Origin of the sequence: Streptomyces sp. NPDC091377, from assembly GCF_044757045.1 — a bacterium.
Taxonomy (GTDB): Bacteria; Actinomycetota; Actinomycetes; order Streptomycetales; family Streptomycetaceae; genus Streptomyces.
Genome location: NZ_JBIVUE010000002.1, coordinates 705,103 through 724,268 on the forward strand (window position 1 = coordinate 705,103; position 19,166 = coordinate 724,268).

Annotated in this window: 19 protein-coding genes; 12 read left to right on the plus strand and 7 right to left on the minus strand. The window is 71.5% G+C overall.

Annotated elements, in window-relative coordinates; all coding sequences use genetic code 11:
• Nucleotides 1-126 precede the first annotated feature (126 nt).
• Complete coding sequence (locus ACIQNG_RS07220; RefSeq protein WP_401439269.1) at nucleotides 127-735, minus strand: DUF2017 domain-containing protein; 609 nt, start codon at nucleotides 733-735, stop codon at nucleotides 127-129.
• 11 nt (nucleotides 736-746) lie between these two features.
• The gene (clpS, locus tag ACIQNG_RS07225) at nucleotides 747-1,064 is read right to left on the minus strand and encodes an ATP-dependent Clp protease adapter ClpS (RefSeq protein WP_401439267.1); all 318 of its coding nucleotides are present in this window, start codon (nucleotides 1,062-1,064) and stop codon (nucleotides 747-749) included.
• A 59-nt stretch (nucleotides 1,065-1,123) separates the two neighbouring features.
• On the opposite strand from clpS, the gene ACIQNG_RS07230 reads away from it, so the two are divergent.
• Nucleotides 1,124-2,461, plus strand: coding sequence for a nicotinate phosphoribosyltransferase (locus tag ACIQNG_RS07230; protein ID WP_401482967.1), 1,338 nt, complete (start codon nucleotides 1,124-1,126; stop codon nucleotides 2,459-2,461).
• A gap of 96 nt (nucleotides 2,462-2,557) precedes the next feature.
• Entirely contained in the window at nucleotides 2,558-3,142 is a 585-nt protein-coding gene (locus ACIQNG_RS07235) for a nicotinamidase (RefSeq protein WP_401439261.1), read from the plus strand.
• 198 nt (nucleotides 3,143-3,340) lie between these two features.
• On the opposite strand, the gene ACIQNG_RS07240 is transcribed toward ACIQNG_RS07235, so the two are convergent.
• Nucleotides 3,341-3,679, minus strand: a complete 339-nt coding sequence (locus ACIQNG_RS07240) for a hypothetical protein (protein WP_401439259.1) — start codon at nucleotides 3,677-3,679, stop codon at nucleotides 3,341-3,343.
• 121 nt (nucleotides 3,680-3,800) lie between these two features.
• Complete coding sequence (locus ACIQNG_RS07245) at nucleotides 3,801-6,152, minus strand: immune inhibitor A domain-containing protein (RefSeq protein ID WP_401482969.1); 2,352 nt, start codon at nucleotides 6,150-6,152, stop codon at nucleotides 3,801-3,803.
• Nucleotides 6,153-6,603: 451 nt separating this feature from the next.
• Here ACIQNG_RS07245 and ACIQNG_RS07250 point away from each other — a divergent pair, with 451 nt between their 5' ends.
• Entirely contained in the window at nucleotides 6,604-6,846 is a 243-nt protein-coding gene (locus ACIQNG_RS07250) for a hypothetical protein (protein ID WP_401439254.1), read from the plus strand.
• 225 nt (nucleotides 6,847-7,071) lie between these two features.
• On the opposite strand, the gene ACIQNG_RS07255 is transcribed toward ACIQNG_RS07250, so the two are convergent.
• The gene (locus ACIQNG_RS07255; protein WP_401482970.1) at nucleotides 7,072-7,830 is read right to left on the minus strand and encodes an RDD family protein; all 759 of its coding nucleotides are present in this window, start codon (nucleotides 7,828-7,830) and stop codon (nucleotides 7,072-7,074) included.
• Nucleotides 7,831-8,065: 235 nt separating this feature from the next.
• A complete protein-coding gene (locus ACIQNG_RS07260; RefSeq protein WP_401482971.1) occupies nucleotides 8,066-9,667 on the minus strand; it encodes an RDD family protein in 1,602 nt (533 codons plus the stop codon).
• A gap of 300 nt (nucleotides 9,668-9,967) precedes the next feature.
• Here ACIQNG_RS07260 and ACIQNG_RS07265 point away from each other — a divergent pair, with 300 nt between their 5' ends.
• Nucleotides 9,968-10,441: an SsgA family sporulation/cell division regulator gene (locus ACIQNG_RS07265; RefSeq protein WP_401482972.1), complete on the plus strand. Its 474-nt coding sequence runs from the start codon at nucleotides 9,968-9,970 to the stop codon at nucleotides 10,439-10,441.
• Between the two features lie 103 nt (nucleotides 10,442-10,544).
• Here the strand turns inward: ACIQNG_RS07265 and ACIQNG_RS07270 are convergent, their stop codons facing one another.
• Complete coding sequence (locus tag ACIQNG_RS07270; RefSeq protein ID WP_401482973.1) at nucleotides 10,545-11,951, minus strand: FAD-binding oxidoreductase; 1,407 nt, start codon at nucleotides 11,949-11,951, stop codon at nucleotides 10,545-10,547.
• 91 nt (nucleotides 11,952-12,042) lie between these two features.
• Here ACIQNG_RS07270 and ACIQNG_RS07275 point away from each other — a divergent pair, with 91 nt between their 5' ends.
• The 8 genes from ACIQNG_RS07275 to ACIQNG_RS07310 all read left to right on the plus strand — a co-directional run bounded on the left by ACIQNG_RS07275 (nucleotide 12,043) and on the right by ACIQNG_RS07310 (nucleotide 19,096).
• Nucleotides 12,043-13,581, plus strand: a complete 1,539-nt coding sequence (locus ACIQNG_RS07275) for a tetratricopeptide repeat protein (protein ID WP_401482974.1) — start codon at nucleotides 12,043-12,045, stop codon at nucleotides 13,579-13,581.
• Nucleotides 13,582-13,807: 226 nt separating this feature from the next.
• A complete protein-coding gene (locus tag ACIQNG_RS07280; RefSeq protein ID WP_401439239.1) occupies nucleotides 13,808-14,278 on the plus strand; it encodes an Lrp/AsnC family transcriptional regulator in 471 nt (156 codons plus the stop codon).
• 71 nt (nucleotides 14,279-14,349) lie between these two features.
• Complete coding sequence (locus ACIQNG_RS07285) at nucleotides 14,350-14,997, plus strand: ABC transporter permease (protein ID WP_401439236.1); 648 nt, start codon at nucleotides 14,350-14,352, stop codon at nucleotides 14,995-14,997.
• Complete coding sequence (locus ACIQNG_RS07290) at nucleotides 14,990-16,348, plus strand: betaine/proline/choline family ABC transporter ATP-binding protein (protein ID WP_401482975.1); 1,359 nt, start codon at nucleotides 14,990-14,992, stop codon at nucleotides 16,346-16,348. The genes ACIQNG_RS07285 and ACIQNG_RS07290 overlap by 8 nt, the downstream gene beginning before the upstream one ends.
• Nucleotides 16,348-17,166, plus strand: coding sequence for an ABC transporter permease (locus tag ACIQNG_RS07295; protein WP_401482976.1), 819 nt, complete (start codon nucleotides 16,348-16,350; stop codon nucleotides 17,164-17,166). Before ACIQNG_RS07290 ends, ACIQNG_RS07295 begins: the two co-directional genes overlap by 1 nt.
• Nucleotides 17,163-18,140: a glycine betaine ABC transporter substrate-binding protein gene (locus ACIQNG_RS07300; RefSeq protein WP_401482977.1), complete on the plus strand. Its 978-nt coding sequence runs from the start codon at nucleotides 17,163-17,165 to the stop codon at nucleotides 18,138-18,140. Before ACIQNG_RS07295 ends, ACIQNG_RS07300 begins: the two co-directional genes overlap by 4 nt.
• 72 nt (nucleotides 18,141-18,212) lie before the next feature.
• Complete coding sequence (locus ACIQNG_RS07305; protein ID WP_401482978.1) at nucleotides 18,213-18,923, plus strand: ArsR/SmtB family transcription factor; 711 nt, start codon at nucleotides 18,213-18,215, stop codon at nucleotides 18,921-18,923.
• Nucleotides 18,920-19,096, plus strand: coding sequence for a hypothetical protein (locus tag ACIQNG_RS07310; protein WP_401439226.1), 177 nt, complete (start codon nucleotides 18,920-18,922; stop codon nucleotides 19,094-19,096). Before ACIQNG_RS07305 ends, ACIQNG_RS07310 begins: the two co-directional genes overlap by 4 nt.
• The last annotated feature ends 70 nt before the right edge of the window (nucleotides 19,097-19,166 follow it).

Genomic DNA, 19,166 nt, shown 5'->3' on the forward strand with positions numbered 1-19,166 from the left:
GGGCGTCGAGGGCGTCAGCCAACCCGGTGGGCACCGGGAGTGCCAGCCGACCCGATCGGCACCGGGGGTACCGGCCGACCCGATCGGCGCCGGGGCGCGGGCCGACCCGATCGGTGCCCGGAGGGTTCACGGCATCAGGGACTCGACCAGGGTCTCCTGGAGGCCGCCCAGCCACAGGTACGCCATCACCATCGGCTTGCGTTCGTCCTCGTCGGGGAGGGTGTAGAGGCGGGTGCTCTGCTCCTCGTCGGTGATCTCCAGCCGGGCCGCGATGGCCAGCCGCAGATCGTTGAGGGCGCCGAGCCAGGGGCGGGCCTCCTCCGGCGTCAGTTTGAGGACCGCGCCGCCACCGCCCGCGTCCGCCGCGAGTGCGTCCAGGGAGCGGACGACGGCGACGGCGTTGTCGCGCTTGCCCGCCCGCAGGTCGTTCTCGGTGTAGCGGCGGAACTCGGCGGAGTGGGCCCGTCGCTCCTCGGCCTCCTCGGGGGAGGCGGGGGTGTGTTCGGGGTCGGTGTAGGCGTCGGGGAAGAGCCGGCGCAGCACCGGGTCGGCGGGGGGTTCGCTCGGCCCGTCAGTGAAGAGTTCGGCGAGCGGGTCGTCGGGGGCCTCCTCGGCGGGGCCCGGCCCGATCAGCTCCAGCAACTGGACGGTGAGCGAGCGGATGATGGAGATCTCGACCTCGTCGAGCGCGACGGCGGCGCCGCCGCCGGGGAGCGGTTCGAAGGTTCCTGGCATGGGGGCGATCGCTACTTCCGGTCCTGCTGGAGGGTGGCCCACAAGCCGTACCCGTGCATGGCCTGCACGTCGCGTTCCATCTCCTCGCGGGATCCGCTGGAGACGACCGCTCGGCCCTTGTGGTGGACGTCGAGCATGAGCTTGCGGGCCTTGTCCTTGGAGTAGCCGAAGTACGACTGGAAGACATAGGTCACATAGCTCATGAGGTTGACCGGGTCGTTGTGGACGATCGTGATCCAGGGGACGTCCGGCTCGGGTACGGCAGAGACCTCTTCCGCCGACTCGGTGCGTTCGATCTCGATGGGAGCGGCTGACGTCACAACCCCCATGCTGCCACGCCCGCCACAAATCGTCACACTGACGAAATGGGGGTGTAGCATCAGGGGTCATGAACACAGCAGACCTTGGGCTGCCGGTGGAGGTGCCCTCGACGGCCCTTTTCACGGACCAGTACGAGCTGACGATGCTCCAGGCCGCACTGAAGGCGGGCACCGCCGGGCGGCGCAGCGTCTTCGAGGTCTTCACCCGCCGGCTGCCCCACGGCCGCCGGTACGGCGTGGTGGCGGGCACCGGGCGGGTGCTGGACGCCGTGGAGAACTTCCGCTTCGACCCCGACGTGCTCGGCTTTCTGGGCGAACGCGCGATCGTGGACGAGGAGACCCTGGAGTGGCTGGCCGGCTACCGCTTCACGGGCGACATCTGGGGCTACCCGGAGGGCGAGGTGTACTTCCCGGGCTCGCCGATCCTGCGGGTCGAGGGCACCTTCGCCGAGTGTGTGCTGCTGGAGACCGTGATCCTCTCGATCCTCAACCACGACTCGGCGATCGCCGCCGCGGCCTCCCGGATGTCGTCGGCCGCCGGTGACCGTCCGCTGATCGAGATGGGCGCGCGCCGCACGCACGAGCTGGCCGCGGTGGCCTCCGCCCGCGCGGCCTACGTCGGCGGCTTCTCCTCCACGTCCGACCTGGCGGCCGGTTTCCGGTACGGCATCCCGACCGTCGGCACCAGCGCCCACGCCTTCACCCTGCTGCACGACCGGGAGCGGGACGCGTTCCGGGCCCAGGTGGACTCGATGGGCCGGGGCACGACGCTGCTGGTGGACACGTACGACGTCGCCGAGGCCGTGCGGACGGCGGTGGAGGTCGCCGGGCCGGGGCTGGGCGCCGTACGGATCGACTCGGGGGATCTGCTGCTGGTGGCCCACCGGGTGCGCCAGCAGCTCGACGAGCTGGGCGCGACACAGACCCGGATCATCGTCACCTCCGATCTGGACGAGTACGCGATCGCGTCGCTGGCGGCGGCGCCGGTGGACGCGTACGGGGTCGGCACCCAGCTGGTGACCGGGTCGGGGCATCCGACGTGCTCGATGGTGTACAAGCTGGTCGCGCGCGCCGGGTCGGCCGATCCGGGGGCGCCGCTCGTGCCGGTGGCGAAGCGGTCGACCGGTGGCAAGACCTCTATCGGGGGACGTAAGTGGGCCGCGCGGCGACTGGACGAGCAGGGGGTCGCGGAGGCCGAGGTGATCGGCACCGGGGCCGTGCCGGGCGCGCTGGCCGAGCGGCAACTGCTCGTGGAACTGATCAAGGCGGGCGAGGTCGTCGCACGTGAACCGCTGGACACGGTGCGCGAGCGGCATGTCCGGGTGCGGGAGAATCTGCCCCTGTCGGCCACCCAGCTCTCACGTGGGGAGCCGGTGCTCCCGACCGAGTACGCGCGGGGCGACTGACCCCGCACCGGTAAGCGGCGGCGGTACGCCTCTCCCCTGTCCGGCGGCGAGTCTTTAGGCTCGTAGACCAGCCCTCATAGCCGAAGGATCTTCCCCATGCGTCGCGCTCTGATCGTCATCGATGTGCAGAACGACTTCTGCGAGGGGGGCAGTCTCGCGGTGGCCGGCGGCGCCGACGTGGCGGCTGCCGTCACCGAGCTGATCGGCCAGTCCACGGCCGGGTACCGGCACGTCGTGGCCACGCGTGACCACCACATCGCGCCGGGTGGTCACTTCGCCGACAACCCCGACTTCGTGCACTCCTGGCCCGCGCACTGCGTGGCGGGCACGGAGGGGGTCGGCTTCCACCCGAACTTCGCCCCGGCGATCGCCTCGGGCGCGGTGGACGCGGTGTTCGACAAGGGGGCGTACTCGGCGGCGTACAGCGGGTTCCAGGGCGCCGACGAGAACGGCACCCCGCTGGCGGAGTGGCTGCGCGCCCGGGAGATCGACGAGGTCGACGTGGTCGGTATCGCGACCGACCACTGTGTACGGGCCACCGCGCTGGACGCCGTACGGGAGGGTTTCCGTACCCAGGTGCTGCTCGACCTGACCGCCGGGGTGGCCGAGGACACCACCGAGCGGGCCCTCCAGGAGCTGCGCGAGGCAGGCGTGGAACTCTCCGGCAAGCCGGTCGTCTGAGCCCGGGAGAGCGAGGGAGGGGGGCGGGGGTCGTCCTACGGCCCGGCCTTCACCGCCGAGTCCTCCCCCGGCCCTCCGCGTCCCGAGCGGGCGCGGCGACTCCTCCCCCGGTCCGGCGCTTCCCGGGCGGGGCCGTCCCTCGTGGTCGGGCGGGGATCCGGACGCCGGACGCCGGACGCCGGGCCCCGGACCGCAGGGCTACGCCGGTGCGGCCGGGCGGCGCAGCAGGGCGCGGATCGGGTGCCACAGTTCGGGTACGCCGAGCAGGTCCTCCGGGGACGTGCGCCATATGAGGCCGTCCGGGTGGTGGAGTACGGCGGTGATCTCGTCCGGGGTGGGCGGGGCGGCGTTGCCGCGCAGGTAGACGGCGGGCAGCCCGAGGTTGCGCAGCCTGGTCAGGGCGCGCGCCCGGTTGTGGGCGTGGACGAGCACGCGCACGCCGGTCGGGCCGCCGTCGGCGGCGGAGGCGGGGCTGGGCAGATTCAGCGCCACCACCACTCTGCCGTTCGGCAGCTTGCAGAAACCTCCTGCGGCCATGCAGTCACACCCCCGTGCGAGCCGGTGTCAATAAGAGAACCACAGGACGCACCTAAACACGATCGGCGGCAGCCCGCCAAGGGGCTCCCGCCGATACGCGTCTGACCTGCGTAAATGCCGCTTACTTCACCGCACGGTCCACTTCGAGCCTGATCGTGGAGCCGTTCTTGGCCTCCTTGACGATCTTGATCTTGGTGTTGGTGTCAGTGATCTTGACGCCCGCCGTGGGGTTCGACCGGTCGTAGTAGGTGCTGGTCCGGTCGTTGAAGACCGACACGCCCTTGGACGACGGGATCCGGGTGGCCACGTCCGCCTTGTGCAGGGTGATGCCGTCGGTGCGGTAGAGGCTGAACGGGGAGTCGTACGCCTGGATGCGGTTGCGCATCAGGGTGCCGTCGGACCACTTCAGCGCGGTCGGGTGGGAGTCGATCGGCAGCAGCAGACCGGCGCCGGGGTGGACGCTGGTGTTGTTGTCCGCCTGCGAGGTGTCCCACTTCCAGATCAACAGACCGTTCTGGTACGCGTAGTGCTCCACCCAGTCCGGACGGGTGGTGGAGAAGCCGAAGTTGTACGGGCCGACCTTGAGGGTCTTGTCGTACGACACGTACTGGCGGTTCTCCGCGATGTAGTACTGCTCGTAGTTCTTGGTGAACGAGGAGCCGATGCGCGAGAAGCCCTTGGCCGTCCAGGCGGCGTCGGCGGTCTCGGCGTTGTCCGTGAACAGCGCGGTGCCGTCGGCGACGACCGAGATCCGGTCGGCGGCGAAGCCCTTGAGCGCCACTCCGCCGTCGGAGGAGTAGCGGAAGCGCAGGTCGATCTTCTTGCCGGCGTAGGCGTCGAGCGAGTACGACAGCTTCTTGTAGCCGTCGACCGTGCCGGTCAGGGCGGGCTTGCCGCTGCCGTCGCGCGGGATGGGCTGACCGTCCACCGTGCCGTCGACGGGCGTCCAGTTGGTGCCGCCGTCGGTGGAGACCTCGGTGTAGAGCCAGTCGTAGTCGGACTCGATCTCGTACCAGCCGTCGAAGGTCAGGTCGGCCGCGTTCTTGCCCGTCAGGTCGACCGAGCGGGTGAGGGTGTTGCGCAGGTCGTCGCCGCTGCCGCTCCACCACTGCGTGGCGCCCTCGGCCGGGGTGACGACCTCGGTCTTGACCGCCTTCTCGGGCAGTTCGACCACGAGGGCCTGCTTGTTCCTGGTGTTGTACTCGGCGTATCCGAGGGTGTGCCTGGACTTCGTCGCGGCCTTGGCCGTGTCGTAGTTCAGCCAGCCGAGCTGGAGCTTGTCCCAGGCGGTCATGTCGCCGGGCAGGTCGCCGATGGCGTCCTTGCCGTTGCCGAGCCAGGAGCCGGAGGACATCAGGGTCCAGAACCCGGTGGAGTTCTCGCCGTCCTTGGTGTCGTAGTGGTCCGGCAGACCGAGGTCGTGGCCGTACTCGTGGGCGAAGACACCGAGGCCGCCGTTCTCCGGCTGGATGGTGTAGTCGCCGACCCAGATGCCGGAGGTGCCGATCTGGGTGCCGCCGAGCTTGTTGCCCTCGGGGCCGGTGGCGCCGGCGTCGCTGCCGAAGGCGTACCAGCGGTGCGCCCAGATGGCGTCCGTGCCCTGGGCGCCGCCGCCCGCGGACTCGTCCTCACCGGCGTGCACGATCTGGAAGTGGTCGATGTAGCCGTCGGGCTCGTTGAAGTTGCCGTCGCCGTCGAAGTCGTAGCGGTCCCACTGGTCGTACTCGGAGAGCTTCGCCTTGATCTCGGCGTCCGTCTTGCCGGCCGCCTTCTGGCCCGCGGCCCAGGAGGTGACGCCGTCCTGCACCGCGTACCAGGCGCAGTTGTCGGGGACGCAGCTGTTGGAGCCGTAGCGGGCCTCGTTGTAGGGGACCTTGACCCAGTCGGAGACCTCGCCCTCGATCGAGTAGCGGCCCGAGGACTGCTTCTCGTAGTAGGTCTTCATCGAGGCGGAGCCCTCGCCGAAGTACAGGTCCTGGTAGTGCTTCTGGTTGTAGTCCGCCTGCCACTCGGTGCTGTTGTCCTTGGACCGGTCGGGCTGGGCGATCTGGTTGTGCAGGGGTCCGGGGGTGCCGCCGTAGCGGCTGTCTATCCGGTCACCGAACTCGACCAGAATGGTGAAGATCTTGTCGGTCTTCTCCCGGCCCAGTTCTACGTACTTGCTCTCGCCCTTCTTGGACTCCAGCCGTACGACCTTCGAGCCGTTGCGGTCCTTCACCTCGGACCGGCCGGAGATGACCTGGTTCAACGCCTCTTCGCGCTGGGCGGTCTGCGTGTCGGTGAGCGGGCCCTTCAGATCGTGGGGCTTCGCCTGGGCCTGGGCCGACGCCGGGTCCTGACGGTCCACGGACGGCGCGCCGGACCCACCGGGGGAATCGGCCTGCGCCACGGCGAAGGTGGATATCGTGGCGGTGGCCGCGGCGAGCGCGACGGCGGTGGCCGTGGCTCTGAACGTCCAGGGTCTTCTGGTCACTTGAGTTCCTCCTCCGCGTCCGGGCGCGCGGAAGGGGGGTCCTGGATGAGTGGAACCCGCGCGCTCCTGATCAACGCGTGTAGTCAAGTGACGACATTCGACTAGAGGTTGGGTAGAAAAGACAGATCTTGACTTGCACAGGTCAAGTGCATTATGCGGTGCTCCGCTTTCGCTGAGCGAACGCGACTCCCCCGCCCAACAGCCCGCAAACCGCCCCGCACCTGGATGTCCCCGCGGAAGATCGTCTTCAGCGGGCGCGTACGAGCGTCCACTTGATGGACACCATGAATCGGTGCGCCCCCCGTGCACCGGCACGATGGGTCAGGTCACGCTTACCTGTCGTTCCGCTCGGGCATCCACGCCGTTAGAGTCGAGTGGCGGAACGCCTGGAAGTCGGCGGAAAGCCAGGAAACCCCCGAGTCTCGCCCCCACTTCCGAGGACACGATTGCCATGCCTCGTCCGACTGCCGCACAGCTCGCCTACGGCTCATGCACCGTGATCCTGTCGACCCTCGCCATGCTGCTGCTGTCCCGGACGAGTTCCCCCGCGGGGATCGCGGTCGTCACCGTCACGGCGCTGGCCCTCGGGCTGGTCGTCGCCGTCACGGCCCCCGCGAAGAAGAAGACCCCCCGGCGGATCCCGACCTCCTCCGTGGCACCCGGCACACCGCAGCGGCTCAAGGCCCGCATCTGACAACACTCCTCGCGGACGAACAGCCCGCGCGGATGAACGGCCTTCGCGGATGAACAGCCTGCGGACGAACGGCCCTCGCGGATGAACAGCCTGCGCGGATGAACAGCCTCGCGGACGAACAGCCTTCGCGGATGAACGCCCTGCACGGACATCCACGCCTGACGGCGGTCCCCCGGTTCCGGGAGACCGCCGTCGGCCTGTGATCGGTCGGGCGACCGGCGCCCGTCAGGCGGTGCTGACCACCACCGTCTTGGCGGGCTTGTCGTGCAGCCCCTGCTTGTACGGCTTGTCGAAGAAGCTCCAGCCGCCGCAGATCGCCGTCCACACGCAGGCGCAGCAGAACGCGAACGGGATCCACAGCACCGCCGAGCGGATCAGCGCGCTCTGCACGGACGGAGTGCTGCCGTCCTCCAGATTGGCCACCCTCATCTTCAGCCACTTCTTGCCGAGCGTCTGACCCGACCGGGAGATCATGAAGGTGTCGTACGCCATGTAGAGCACGGCCGCGATCGCCGACTGCCAGAGCGAGCGGCCGACGTGCACGTTGTCGCCGTTGACGTTGTACTCGTTGACGTTGAAGCCCCAGGTGATCAGCCAGACCACGATGCCGACCATGATCATGTCGATGATCCGGGCCAGGGTGCGCCGCGCGCTGTCGGCCAGCGGGGGCATGCCCGCCAGCGGATCGCCCGGATAGCCGCCGGGCGGGGCGCCGTACGGGGGCTGACCGCCGTAGGGGTCACCGCCGTACGGGGGCGGGGGCCCACCGCCGTACGGGGGCGGCGGCTCGCTGCCGTGGGGAGGGGGCTGGTTCCAGCCGTGGGGAGGCGGCTCGCCGCCACCGGGAGGCGGCGGGGGCGGTGGGGTGCCGCCGCCCCGGGGGGTGTCGTACGGAGAGCCCCCGCCTTCCCCGGGCGGGGGCTGCTTCCTGAACGGGTCGTCTTCCGGCGGCTCTCCGGAGCCGGGGGGCGGTTGGCTGCTCATGGCCCGAGTGGAACGCGAACCCCTGGGCTCCGCATCCGGCGAGGGGCCGTCCGGGGTACCGGGCGGGCTGCGCGGGCGGGGCCGGCTGCGCAGTTGGGCGGCTGGGGGGGCGGGCGGGCTGCGAGGTCGGGCGGGATGCGCGGGCCGGGCGGGCTCGGTCAGCCCGGCCGCGCAGTCCGCCCGGGCACTGTCAGTCCGGGCACCGTCAACCCGGACCCCGTCAGCCCGCTTCCGGTCAGCTCGCCGCGACGAACGTGCGGGCCGCCTTGTCGTGCCAGCACTGGCGCCACGGCTTGTCGAACAGACACCACAGGACACCGATCAGCCCGAAGCAGAGCAGCCCCGGCACGCTGTAGACCAGCCAGCGGCGCAGCGCGGCGCCGAACGCCGGGGCGTCGTGGCCCTCGATGTCCCGCACCTCCAGACCGAACAGCCGCTTGCCCAGCGTGCGGCCCCACTTGGCGGTGGGCAGCGCCTCGTACAGCACGCCGAAGAGCAGCAGCACGGCGAGGATCACGGCCAGGTACACGCCGGTCGTGCCGTCCAGCAGCCAGACCGTGACGGTCCGTCCGGAGAGCTTGGCCTCGTCGATCTTGCCGTTGATGTGGTCCATGGCCTTGGTGCCCAGCGGTACGGCGGCGACGGCGGTGACCGCGAGGACGGCCACGGTGTCCACCAGCCGGGCCGCCAGCCGCTTGCCCAGCGGGGCGGGACGGGCCGACGCCTGGCGCCGGGCCAGCGCCTGGAACGGGTCCTCGACGGGGGGCCGCCAGGGCGTCACCGGCTCCTCGCCGGAACCGGCGGCCCCGCCCGTTCCGCCTGTTCCGCCCGGTCCGCCCGAGCCGCCCGAGCCGGCCAGTTGGTGCACCTGCTGCGCCCACGAGGACTGCCCGCCACCGGGGCCGCTGGTGAGCGGGCTGCCGGACTGCGGGGGCATGGACTGCGGGGGCACGGATTGTGGGGGCACGGACTGTGGGGCGGGCTGGGGTGCGGACGGCTGGCGGTGCTGGGGCTGCGGGGCCTGGTGTGCTTGGTGCGCCTGCTGGGGCTGTTGCGGCTGTTGGGGCTGCTGGGTCTGTTGGGGGACGGCGGGGGCCTGGGCCTGGGCGGTGGCGGGGTGCGCGGGCTGTCCGGACTCCTCCCCTGTGCGGCGGGGCACCGGGCGGAAGGTCATCGTGCCGTCGTCCACGGGACCGGGGGCGGCGGGGGGACCCGTCCGGGGGCGGCGGAAGACGAAGGTGTTGCCCGAGCCCTGATCCGGAGCCGGAGCCGGGGCCGGGGCCGGGGCCGGGGTGCGGGCGTCCCCCTCGTCCTCGGCGGGCGGGACCGCCGGCGCGGCCGGGGCGGCGGCCTCGGCGCTGTGGGCGACCCTCGGGTCGGCGGCGGGTGCCGCGGCGGCCGGGGAGGGGTCGGGCTGGTGGGCGTCGCCCGGTGCCGTGCCCCATGCCACCCGGCGGTCCTGGTCGCCGCCGAAGCCGGACTGGCGGGCGCGGTCGGCGGCCCAGGCGGTGGCCGGTTCGGGGCGGCTTCCGTACTGCTCGCCCGCGGACGGGGCCGGTCCGGGCTCGGGGTCCTCGTCGAAGAAGTGCGGGCCGGTCTCCTCGACCGGCGCGGCGGCCTGGGCGGGGGGTACGGCGGCGGGGGGTGCGGCGGCGGGGGCCGCGGGCTGGACGCCGGGCGGCGGGCTGAGCGGTTCGCCGTCGGCCGGGGCGGGGCGGCTGGTGCCCGGCACCCAGGAGGCGCCGTTCCAGTAGCGGACGTATCCGGGGATCGAGGGGTCCGGGTAGTACCCCTCGCGGGGCCGGTCGTCGCCTGGTGCCGGGGTTGGGGCGCTCATGTCCGTCGTCCCGTATCTGCTTGTGGGTGGGTAAGGGGGGGCTCCACATCTATCAGACCGGCGCGATCTCCATGGCCCGTCCCGCCGGAGGCACCCGATCCGGCCACGATTGTGCTACGCCCGGCGGATGGGGTGAAGAGTACGGGCGCGGTGTTGCCGGACCGCATCCGGGCGGGCCCGATCTTCGGAAAAGATTTTTGCCGAAGTCGCGTAATGCTCCGGTCCGTGGCCTCTCTCTGTTTCCGCGGGCCTGTTCAGGAGGCCCGTACGGACGAGGACGGACCAGAGAGGAACCACATCATGCACACCGTCGTGGAGCGCGAGCTGGAGCTGAAGCTCATCCTGTCGCCCGAGCGGAGCGTCCCGGTGCCGGCCCGGCTGGGCTACCGGACCGACGACCCGTACGCCGTGCACATCTCCTTCCACATCAACTCCGAGCACCCGGTCAACTGGACGTTCGCCCGCGAACTGCTGGTGGAGGGCGTGTTCCGGCCGTGCGGGCACGGGGACGTACGGGTGTGGCCGACGAAGGTCGAGGGGCGCAGCGTGGTGCTGGTCGCGCTGAGTTCGCCGGACGGGGACGCGCTGCTCGAAGCCCCGGCGGCGCAGGTGTCGGCCTGGCTGGAACGGACCCTGCGGGTGGTGCCACCGGGGTCGGAGGCCGAGCAGCTCGGCCTCGAGGCCGGACTGGCCGAGCTGCTGGCCCCCACTCCGGCCGACGATCTGTGGCTGCGTGACCCGTGGCCGTCGGACGAGTCGCAGGACGGTGAGTGAGCGCGGCGGGCGGCGGACCGAGGTGGGGTCGGAAGGGCCCGCGGTGGGGTCGGCGGAGCCCGAGAGGCCGGCGGAGCCCCTCGGGCCGGAAAGGCCCCTGGGGTCAGAAGACTTTGCCCGGGTTGAGGATGTCCAGTGGGTCGAAGACCTGTTTGACGGCTCGCTGCATCTCCAGGCCCACCGGGCCGATCTCGCGGGCCAGCCACTCCTTCTTCAGGACGCCCACGCCGTGCTCGCCGGTGATCGTGCCGCCGAGTTCCAGGCCGAGGGCCATGATCTCGTCGAAGGACTCGCGGGCGCGCCGGGACTCGTCGGGGTCCTGGGCGTCGAAGCAGACCGTGGGGTGGGTGTTGCCGTCCCCGGCGTGTGCGCAGACGCCGATGGTCAGGGCGTACTTGTCGGCGATGCGCTCGACGCCTTCGAGGAGGTCGCCGAGCCGGGAGCGGGGCACGCACACGTCGTCGATCATCGTGGTGCCCTTGACCGCCTCCAGCGCGGTGAGGGAGAGGCGGCGGGCCTGGAGCAGCATCTCGGACTCGGCGGCGTCGTCGGCGGGGACGACCTGGGTGGCGCCGGCCGCCTCGCACACCGCGCCGAGGGCGGCGAGGTCGGCGGCGGGGTCGGCGGTGTCGAACGCGGCCAGGAGCAGTGCCTCGGTGGTCTCGGGCAGCCCCATGTGGGCGAGGTCGTTGACCGCTTTGACGGTCGTACGGTCCATCAGTTCGAGGAGGGAGGGGACGTGTCCGCCCGCCATGATCCGGCACACGGCGTCGCAGGCGTCGGCGGCCGAGGAGAACTCGGCGGCGAGCACGAGTTGCTCGGGCGGCTTCGGGCGCAGGGCGAGCACGGCTCGTACGACGACGCCGAGGGAGCCTTCGGAGCCGACGAACAGGCGGGTGAGGTCGTATCCGGCGACGCCCTTGGCGGTGCGGCGGCCGGTCGACATCAGCCGGCCGTCGGCGAGGACGACGTCGAGGCCGAGGACGTACTCGGCGGTGACGCCGTACTTGACGCAGCACAGGCCGCCGGAGGCGGTGCCGATGTTGCCGCCGATGGTGCAGGTCTCCCAGCTGGAGGGGTCCGGCGGGTAGGCGAGGCCGTGTTCGCCGACCGCGCGCGAGAGGGTGGCGTTGACGACGCCGGGTTCGACGACGGCGATGCGGTCGACGGGGCTGATCTCCAGGATGCGGTCCATCTTGGTCAGCGAGAGCACGATGCAGCCGTCGGAGGCGTTGGCGCCGCCGGACAGTCCGGTGCGGGCGCCCTGCGGGACGACCGGGACGCGCAGCGCGGTGGCGGTGCGCATGACGTGCTGGACCTGTTCGACCGTGCGGGGCAGGACGACCACGGCCGGGGTGCCGGCCGGGCAGAAGCTGGCCATGTCGGTGGCGTAGGAGGCGGTGATGTCGGGGTCGGTCAGGACGGCCTCGGCCGGCAGGCCGGCCAGCAACCGGTCGGTGAGGTCGCCCCGTACCTCGTCGGGCGCGGCTTCGATACGGCTCATGATCACAGCGTGTCATCCGGGGCCATCGGTGTGAACCCCGTGGGCGCTCCCATCGGCCGCCCGGGGCGGGCGGTCGTATTGACGCACAGTGTGCGGCATGGAGATCGGGCACAGGGTGGATCCGGGCGGCCCGCGGCGGCGCCGGCCGCGGCGGGTGATCAGGGCCGCGGTGATCGTCTCGCTCGCCGGGTGTCTGGGGCTGGGCGGGCTGTGGGCGTGGCAGTGGTGGCGGCAGCCGGCGGGGCCGCCGCCCGCGCCGGGTCCGGGGGCGCTGGCCCGGACGGCGGTGACGGCGGGGGTGCCGGCCGCGCTGCCCGATCTGGTGGTGCTGATCGGTGAGCAGGAGGCCCGGTTGCGGACCCATCCGCGGGACGCGCGGGCGTGGGCGGTGCTGGGGGCGGCTTATGTGGAGCGGGGGCGGCGGCTGGCGGACGCGACGTTCTATCCGACGGCCGAGCGGGCGTTGCGGACGTCGTTGAAGGTGCGCCCGCGGGCGAACGCGTCGGCGTTGGAGGGGCTCGCGGCGCTCGCCAACGCGCGGCGGGACTTCCCGGCGGCGCGGACGTGGGCGGAGGCGGCGCGGAAGGCGGACGGGACGCGGTGGACGACGTATCCGCAGCTCATCGACGCGTACACGGGGCTGGGTGACCACAAGGCGGTGGAGCGGCCCCTGGACCGGCTGATGGAGTTGCGGTCGGGGGCTGCGGTGCGGGCGCGGGCGGGTGCGGTCTACCGGGACAAGGGGTGGCGTGAGGACGCGACGGCCGCGCTGTGGGAGGCGGCGGCGCAGGCGGAGCAGCCCGCCGAGCGGGCCGCCTGGCTGGAGCGGTGCGGTCAGCTCGCGTTCGAGCGGGGCGACCGTGAGGTGGCGTTGCGGTACTTCCGGGAGGCGCTGCGGGTCGATCCGGCCCAGTGGGCGGCGCGGGCGGGTCAGGCGCGGGCGCTGGCCGCGCTGGGGCGTACGTCGGAGGCGCTGAGCGGGTACCGGGCGGCGCTCGCCGGGCAGCCGTCGCCGGAGTACGCGCTGGAGCTGGGTGAGTTGTACGAGTCGCTGGGGCTGGCGCAGGACGCGCGGGCGCAGTACGACCTGTTGCGCGCGCAGGTGCGGAACGCGGCGGCGGACGGGGTGGACGGGGCGTTGCCGCTGGGGCGTCTGGAGGCCGATCACGGGGACCCGGGTGAGGCGGTGCGGGGGTTGCGGGCCCAGTTCCGGCGGCAGCCGTCGACCGCGGTGGCGGACGCGCTGGCGTGGGCGCTGCACCGGGCCGCGGTGGCGGGCGTGACGGATGTGGCGGACGGGGATGTGGTGGAGGCCGAGAAGGAGGCGTTGAGGCTGGCGGTGCGGGCGACGGAGTCGAAGCACGGGGGCGGGGTGCGGAGCGCGCTGTACGCGTATCACCGGGGGATGATCGAGAAGTCCCTGGGCCGTGAGGGGCCGGCCCGTCGGCATCTGGACGAGGCGCTCCAGATCAACCCGTACTTCTCCCCGCTCCACGCCCCGAAGGCCCGCGCGGCCCTGACAGCCCTGGGGAAGCCATCGGTGACGGAGATGCCGGAGGGGGTGACGCCGGGGGTACCGGCGGGGGCATGGGTGGGGGCATCGGTTGGGGAGGTCGCCGGGGGCGGAGCCCCGTGACCTGGACTGCTAGGCGGACCCGCACGGGCGGGCGGGTGGGCGAAGGAATGGGGTCCGGGGCGAAGCCCCGCGGCCTGGACTGCTGAGCGGACCGCCACGGGCGGGCGGGTGGGCAAAGGAACGGCCAAGGCGGAGCCCCCCGCACCCACACCGGACAATATGCTCAGCGCAGAGAGGCCGAGGCCGGCCTCTCTGTACAGGGCGCCCACCGAGTACGGGGGTTTTCGTGGCGATCGACCGACTGGACGGCCAGATCATCGTGCTGCTGGCGCGCGAGCCGCGGATCGGGGTGCTGGAGATGTCCCGGCGGCTGGGCGTGGCCCGCGGGACCGTGCAGGCCCGCCTCGACCGGCTTCAGTCGAATGGAGTCATCCGCGGATTCGGCCCGCAGGTCGATCCGGCGGCCCTCGGCTACCCGGTGACGGCGTTCGCGACGCTCCAGATCCGGCAGGGGCAAGGGCCGGACGTACGGGCACACTTGGCGACCGTGCCGGAGGTGCTGGAGCTGCACACCACGACCGGCACCGGGGACATGCTGTGCCGGCTGGTCGCCCGGTCCAACGCCGATCTTCAGCGGGTGATCGATCTCGTCGTCGGTTTTGATGGCATCGTCCGGGCCTCGACGGCGATCGTCATGGAGAACCCCGTTCCGCTGCGGATCATCCCGCTGGTGGAGCAGGCCGCTCTCCAGGAGTGAGCCGAGCAGGGCCGCCTCGGGGGCCGGGCGTCGACGCAGACGGGCCGGCCGACCGACCGGGGTGAGCGCGGGTGAACTTCTGGGAGTACCTGGGCAGTCAGCACGAGCAACTCCTGGTCGACGCCTACCAGCATGCCAGCGCCGTCTTCCAGTGCATGGTCGTGGCGACCCTGCTCGGGGTGCTGATCGGAGTGGTCACCTATCGCACCGAGTGGGCGGCCGGGCTGGCCACCACCGCGACCACCAGCATCCTGACCGTCCCGTCGCTGGCCATGATCGGTCTGCTGATCCCGATCGTGGGCCTCGGCGTGCCGCCGACGGTGATCGCGCTGACGCTGTACGGGCTGCTGCCGATCGTGCGGAACGCGATCGTCGGGCTGCGCGGGGTGGATCCGACCCTGGTGGACGCGGCCACCGGCATCGGGATGTCCCGGTCGATGCGGCTGGCGCGGATCGAGCTGCCGCTGGCCTGGCCGCCGATCCTGACCGGCATCCGGGTCTCCACCCAGATGCTGATGGGTATCGCCGCGATCGCCGCGTACGCGTCCGGCCCCGGCCTCGGCAATGAGATCTTCCGCGGCATCTCCTCGCTGGGCAGCAAGAACGCGCTCAACCAGGTCCTCGCGGGCACGCTCGGGATCATCGTCCTCGCGCTGCTCTTCGACGCCGCGTATGTGCTGATCGGCCGGCTGACCATTCCCAGGGGGATCCGTGCCTGACCTGCCCACCACCTCGGAATCCTCGGACCCCTCGGACTCCTCGGCGTCCTCGGCGTCCTCAGCCCTCTCCGACAGCTCCGCGACCTCCGGTGCGTCCGACGCGCCCGCCGCGCCCGGCCCGTCCGAGGTGGGGGCCACGATCGAGCTGGAGAACCTCAGCAAGCGGTATCCGGGCAACCCTCAACCCGCCGTCGAGAACGTCACGATGGAGATCAAGGCGGGCGAGACGGTCATCCTGGTCGGGCCCTCCGGGTGTGGTAAGTCGACCACACTCAAGATGATCAACAGGTTGATCGAGCCGTCCGGGGGCCGTATCCGCATCGGCGGCGAGGACGTGACGGACATGGATCCGGTCAAGCTGCGCCGCAAGGTCGGCTACGCCATCCAGTCGTCGGGGCTGTTCCCGCACATGACGGTCGCCCAGAACATCGCACTCGTACCGAAGATGATCGGCTGGTCGAAAAGACGTGTCCGCGACCGGGTGGAGGAGATGCTCGACCTGGTCGGGCTCGACCCGGGCGAGTTCCACGGCCGCTATCCGCGTCAGCTCTCCGGCGGGCAGCAGCAGCGGGTGGGCGTGGCGCGGGCCCTCGCGGCGGATCCGCCGGTGCTGCTGATGGACGAGCCGTTCGGCGCGGTCGATCCCATCACCCGCGATCACCTCCAGGACGAGTTGATCCGGCTCCAGCACGAACTGCACAAGACGATCGTGTTCGTCACCCACGACTTCGACGAGGCCATCAAGCTGGGCGACCGGATCGCGGTGCTCCGGGAGCGTTCGCACATCGCGCAGTTCGACACGCCGGAGGCGATCCTGACCAACCCGGCGGACGATTTCGTCTCGGGGTTCGTCGGCGCGGGCGCGGCGCTGAAGCGGCTGAACCTGACCCGCGTACGGGATGTGGAGATCACCGGCTATCCGACGGTGACCGTGGACGATCCGCTCCAGGAGATCTTCGATCTGCTGCGCTCCAGCGGCACCAACGAGATCCTGCTGCTCGACAGGCGGAGACGGCCGTACAAATGGCTGCGGCGCGGGGATCTGATGCGGGCCAAGGGGTCGCTCGCGCGGGCGGGGACGCTCGTGCACGACACGGTGACCCGGGACGCCACCCTGCGCGACGCGCTGGAGGCGGTACTCACGGACAACGCCGGACGGGTCGCGGTGACCGGGCGGCGCGGCGAGTACACCGGCGTGGTCGACATGGAGACGCTCATGAACTCCGTGCACGAACTGCTGGACGCCGACCGTCTGGAAGCCATCCAGCACCAGCACGACCTCGCCGAGGCACGGGCCCAGCAGACGCAGTCCGAGCAGGAGGGCGACGGCCGGGAGGAGGTGGAGGCGTGATGGGGCATCCTGTCCGGGACGAGGACGAGGACGAGGTCACGACCGACAAGGAGCCGCCGCCCCCGCCGCGTCCTGCGGTGCGGCCGGTCACCTGGCAGAAACTCACCTTCCTGCCGGCGTTCCTGGTGGCGGTGCTGCTGGCGACCTGGCTCTGGTTCGCGCAGGCGGACCTGGACACCATCTCCGAGAACGCGCTGTCGAACGGGCTGGTCAGCAAGGCGCTGTGGCAGCACATCCAGCTCACCGTGGTCTCCACGTTCTTCGTGCTGATCATCGCGATCCCCCTGGGCGTCCTGCTGACCCGCAGGGCGTTCCGCAAGGCCACCCCCGTGGCCATGGCCTTCGCCAACGTCGGCCAGGCGACCCCGGCGATCGGTCTGCTCGCACTGCTGGTGATCTGGCTGGGCATCGGCACCGAGGCGGCGCTGATCGGCATCATCATCTACGCGATCCTCCCCGTGCTGTCGAACACCGTCACCGGACTGCTCGCGAACGACCCGACGCTGCTGGAGGCGGCCCGCGGCATCGGCATGTCACCGCTGGGCGTGCTCTCGCGGGTGGAGATGCCGCTGGCCGTGCCGCTGATCCTGGCGGGCGTACGGACGGCGCTGGTGCTCAACGTCGGTACGGCGACCCTGGCGACGTTCGGCGGGGGCGGCGGGCTCGGGGTGCTGATCACCACGGGCATCACCACCCAGCGCATGCCGGTGCTGGTGCTCGGCTCGATCCTCACCATCGCCCTCGCCCTGCTGGTCGACTGGCTGGCCTCCCTGGCGGAACTGCTGCTGCGCCCCAAGGGGCTGGAGGTGCGGTCATGACCCGCGCACGGCGGCGGGCGGGGCCGGCCCTCGGCGCTGCACTGCTCGTGGTGGCCCCCGGATGCGGGCTGACCAGCGGATCGCCGATGGTCGACGATGTCGGTCCGGGCTCGATCGGACAGGGCGAACCGCTCAAGGGCGCACAGCTCACCGTGACGTCCAAGGAGTTCACCGAGCAACTGATCCTCGGCGCGATCATGGGCATCGCCTGGGAGGCGGCCGGTGCGGAGGTGCTCGACCGTACGGGCATCCAGGGGTCCATCGGCGCCCGCGAGGCCGTCAAGACCGGTCAGGCCGACGGCATGTACGAGTACACGGGCACCGCCTGGATCACCTACCTCGGCAACAGCGAGCCGATCCCCGACGGGCGCCGGCAGTGGGAGGCGGTCCGGGACGCCGACCGCTCGAACGGGCTGACCTGGCTCCCGCCGGCCGCGCTGAACAACACGTACGCCCTGGCGATGAACCAGACCAACTTCAAGAAGTACGGGACGACGACGCTGTCGGAGGTGGCCCAGTTGTCCCGGACGGACCCGGGTGCGGTGACCGTGTGCGTCGAGAGCGAGTTCGCCAACCGCGCGGACGGGCTGCGGGGGATGCAGAAGGCGTACGGCATGAACCTCCCGGCGGGGAACATCACGCAGATGGACGCCGGGATCATCTACACCCAGACGGCCAAGGGGACATGCACGTACGGCGAGGTGTTCACCACCGACGGGCGGATCAAGTCCATGAACCTGGTGGTGATGCGGGACGACCGGAAGTTCTTCCCCATCTACAACGCCGCCCCCGAGATCAACACCAAGGCGCTGGAGAAGTGGCCCGCCATCGCGGAGGTCCTCGATCCGATCACCAGGAAGCTGACCAACCAGGTGGCGCAGACGCTGAACGCCAAGGTGGATGTGGAGGGGGACGATCCGCATCAGGTGGCGCTGGACTGGTTGAAGACGGAGGGGTTCGTGAAGGGGGGATGAGGCTCCACTTACAAAGACCCTGTTGCAAAGAAAGACTTGCAACGGACTCTTTGCATAGCTATCTTTGTACGCATGGACGAGCCCGAGCCCGACGACCTCTCCGAGCCCTCCGAGCCCTCTGAGCCCGCTGAGCCCCCCGGGACCTACGACCCCTCCGAGTCCCCCGAGTCCCCCGAGTCCCCCGAGTCCTCCCAGCCGCCCGGGGTCCGTACGCTCGACGCCCGCTCGCTGCGCGGGCTCGCGCATCCGCTGCGGATGCAGTTGCTGGACGCCCTGCGGCTCGCGGGTCCGGCCACCGCCTCGCAGCTCGCCGAACAGCTCGGCGAGTCGAGCGGGGCGACCAGCTACCACCTGCGGCAGCTCGCGGCGTACGGATTCGTCGAGGACGCCCCGGAGCGCGGCAAGGGCCGTGAGCGGTGGTGGAAGGCGGCCGTGCAGGGGCTGCACTTCGACGACGGCCTCCTCAAGGACCCGAACCCCGCCGTGCGGGGCGCCGCGGACCTGTATCTGCACGAGGTGGCGACCACCCACGCCCGGGAGGTGTCGACCTGGCTCGGCGACCGGGACCGGTGGTCGTCGGGATGGTCGCGCAGCAGCGACATGAGCAGCATGACGCTGCGGCTCACCCCGGACCTCGCCGCCGAACTGATCGAGCGGATGCACACCCTGATCGACACCTACCGGGACCGCGAGTTCACCCCGCGGGACACCGAGGTGGGGACCGTCCGGGTCCACACCCACCTCTTCCCCCTCGCCACGGAATCCGAGAGGCCGAACCCATGACGAACCCCGATGTCACCCGGTACACCGACCTGCGCCTGGCGGCGGAGGGGCACCGCCGTGCCGCCGAGGCGAGGCGGTCGCACCCTGCGGAACTTCGCACACGGGTGGGCTGGACGCTCGTGGCGATCGGGCTGCGGCTCGTCACACCGCCGCGGACGGCGCGGATGGCCTGAGCCTCCGCTCCCGAGGGGCCGCCAGGCCGGGGGCCGTCGGCCCGGTGGCCGGTGGCCGGTGGCCGGTGGC

Bases quoted from the DNA above. Each gene is read 5' to 3' on its own strand.
- ACIQNG_RS07275 (WP_401482974.1), top strand. From the start codon at position 12,043: ATGGAGATCGGGCACAGGGTGGATCCGGGCGGCCCGCGGCGGCGCCGG.
- ACIQNG_RS07265 (WP_401482972.1), top strand. From the start codon at position 9,968: ATGCACACCGTCGTGGAGCGCGAGCTGGAGCTGAAGCTCATCCTGTCG.
- clpS (WP_401439267.1), bottom strand. From the start codon at position 1,064: ATGGGGGTTGTGACGTCAGCCGCTCCCATCGAGATCGAACGCACCGAG.
- ACIQNG_RS07305 (WP_401482978.1), top strand. From the start codon at position 18,213: ATGGACGAGCCCGAGCCCGACGACCTCTCCGAGCCCTCCGAGCCCTCT.
- ACIQNG_RS07220 (WP_401439269.1), bottom strand. From the start codon at position 735: ATGCCAGGAACCTTCGAACCGCTCCCCGGCGGCGGCGCCGCCGTCGCG.
- ACIQNG_RS07250 (WP_401439254.1), top strand. From the start codon at position 6,604: ATGCCTCGTCCGACTGCCGCACAGCTCGCCTACGGCTCATGCACCGTG.
- ACIQNG_RS07255 (WP_401482970.1), bottom strand. From the start codon at position 7,830: ATGAGCAGCCAACCGCCCCCCGGCTCCGGAGAGCCGCCGGAAGACGAC.
- ACIQNG_RS07295 (WP_401482976.1), top strand. From the start codon at position 16,348: ATGGGGCATCCTGTCCGGGACGAGGACGAGGACGAGGTCACGACCGAC.
- ACIQNG_RS07235 (WP_401439261.1), top strand. From the start codon at position 2,558: ATGCGTCGCGCTCTGATCGTCATCGATGTGCAGAACGACTTCTGCGAG.
- ACIQNG_RS07240 (WP_401439259.1), bottom strand. From the start codon at position 3,679: ATGGCCGCAGGAGGTTTCTGCAAGCTGCCGAACGGCAGAGTGGTGGTG.
- ACIQNG_RS07300 (WP_401482977.1), top strand. From the start codon at position 17,163: ATGACCCGCGCACGGCGGCGGGCGGGGCCGGCCCTCGGCGCTGCACTG.
- ACIQNG_RS07230 (WP_401482967.1), top strand. From the start codon at position 1,124: ATGAACACAGCAGACCTTGGGCTGCCGGTGGAGGTGCCCTCGACGGCC.
- ACIQNG_RS07310 (WP_401439226.1), top strand. From the start codon at position 18,920: ATGACGAACCCCGATGTCACCCGGTACACCGACCTGCGCCTGGCGGCG.
- ACIQNG_RS07260 (WP_401482971.1), bottom strand. From the start codon at position 9,667: ATGAGCGCCCCAACCCCGGCACCAGGCGACGACCGGCCCCGCGAGGGG.